The following is a 1,198-nucleotide window of genomic DNA, read 5'->3' as shown; positions in this document are numbered from 1 at the left end:
GACTACCGCGGGCTTGGCTGGTGCGCGCGCGATAACCGAGCTCAGCGGTCGGACAGGAGGACCCGAAAGGTGGACCCCTGCCCGACCCCGGGGCTGGTCACGGTGAGCTGCCCGCCGTGGGCCTCAACCAGGGCCTTCGCGATGGCCAGCCCGATGCCGGATCCTCCGTGAGCCCGATCCCGAGCGGCGTCGACCCGGTAGAAGCGTTCTAACACATGGGCCAGGTGCTCGGCCGGGATGCCCTCGCCGGTGTCCGCAACGGACAGCTCGGCGCCACCCGTCCCGGGCGATGGGGAGGCCGAAATCGTGACCGTTCCTTCGGTGGGGTGTGTCGCAACGCGTTGTCCAACAGGTTGCTCAGAACCTGTCCCATCCGTTCCGAATCCAGGGACAGCTCGGGCAGACCGGCAGCGATGTCGGTGACCAGACGAACGCCCTTCGCCTCGTATGCCGCGGCCGCCGCGTCGGCCGCGGCCGTCACCACTGACTCTGGTTGCACCGAGCGCGTGTCCAGCCGGACCTGTCCCTCTTCGGCCCGGGAGACGGAACTGATGTCCTCGGACAGCCGGGCCAGGCGTCTGGTCTGGGAACGCAGCAGCTCGGCTGTCTCAGCATCCAACGTCGCGACGCCGTCCTCCAGCGCCTCGAGGTAGGCCGCCAATGTCGCCACCGGGGTGCGCATCTCGTGTCCAAGGTCGGCCAGCAGTCTGCGGCGGTTCCGCTCGACCGCGTCCAGCCGCCCGGCCATCTGGTTGAACCCAGAGGCGAGCGCGTCGAACTCCGGGCCGAGCCCCGGTCCGGGGACTCTGGCGTCGTAGTGGCCACCGGCAACGTCGCTGGCCGCTGTGGCTGGTGGCCACGGAGCGCCCGATCCGGCGGGTCATGTACACGCTCACCCCCAACGCTGCCGCCAGCGCCGCCAGCAGCGCCACGGACAGCGAGATCGCGTTCGCCGGCTGGAAGGCCTCCTCTGTGTGCAAGAGCTGGGCAGGTGTGGATCCGACGTTGGCCCAGGCGAGGTGACTACCGTCGCATCTGGCCCACCCGGGCCCGCGCGATCCGCGGCGTCGCGGAGTGGATCGAGGACCGCTACAACCGCCGCCGGCGCCACTCCTCGATCGGGCATGTCACCCCCGTTGACTTCGAGATGCAATACTCATCACAGGCCGCAGAGATCCAACTCGCCGCTTAACCCGTG

The 1,198-nt window shown here is 69.4% G+C and carries 3 protein-coding genes and 1 pseudogene; 1 reads left to right on the top strand and 3 read right to left on the bottom strand.

The window, feature by feature from the left end; all coding sequences use genetic code 11:
• Positions 1-41: 41 nt before the first annotated feature.
• The 3 genes and pseudogenes from E3T54_RS17005 to E3T54_RS17595 form a co-directional block, all read right to left on the bottom strand.
• Positions 42-305 carry a cell wall metabolism sensor histidine kinase WalK gene (locus E3T54_RS17005; RefSeq protein WP_241977279.1) on the bottom strand — a complete coding sequence of 88 codons (264 nt, stop codon included), beginning with the start codon at positions 303-305 and terminating at the stop codon, positions 42-44.
• Positions 209-748 carry a cell wall metabolism sensor histidine kinase WalK gene (locus tag E3T54_RS17000; RefSeq protein ID WP_134476576.1) on the bottom strand — a complete coding sequence of 180 codons (540 nt, stop codon included), beginning with the start codon at positions 746-748 and terminating at the stop codon, positions 209-211. The genes E3T54_RS17005 and E3T54_RS17000 overlap by 97 nt, the downstream gene beginning before the upstream one ends.
• Positions 743-838 (bottom strand): annotated as a pseudogene (locus E3T54_RS17595) (HAMP domain-containing protein); the annotation flags it as partial. The gene E3T54_RS17000 and the pseudogene E3T54_RS17595, both read right to left, overlap by 6 nt.
• A gap of 14 nt (positions 839-852) precedes the next feature.
• Here E3T54_RS17595 and E3T54_RS16935 point away from each other — a divergent pair.
• Positions 853-1,023, top strand: coding sequence for a hypothetical protein (locus tag E3T54_RS16935; protein ID WP_166804950.1), 171 nt, complete (start codon positions 853-855; stop codon positions 1,021-1,023).
• The last annotated feature ends 175 nt before the right edge of the window (positions 1,024-1,198 follow it).

The sequence above is a fragment of the Cryobacterium sp. Sr8 genome (genome assembly GCF_004403225.1).
Taxonomy (GTDB): Bacteria; Actinomycetota; Actinomycetes; order Actinomycetales; family Microbacteriaceae; genus Cryobacterium; species Cryobacterium psychrotolerans.
This window is presented reverse-complemented; position numbering and strand designations above follow the sequence as displayed.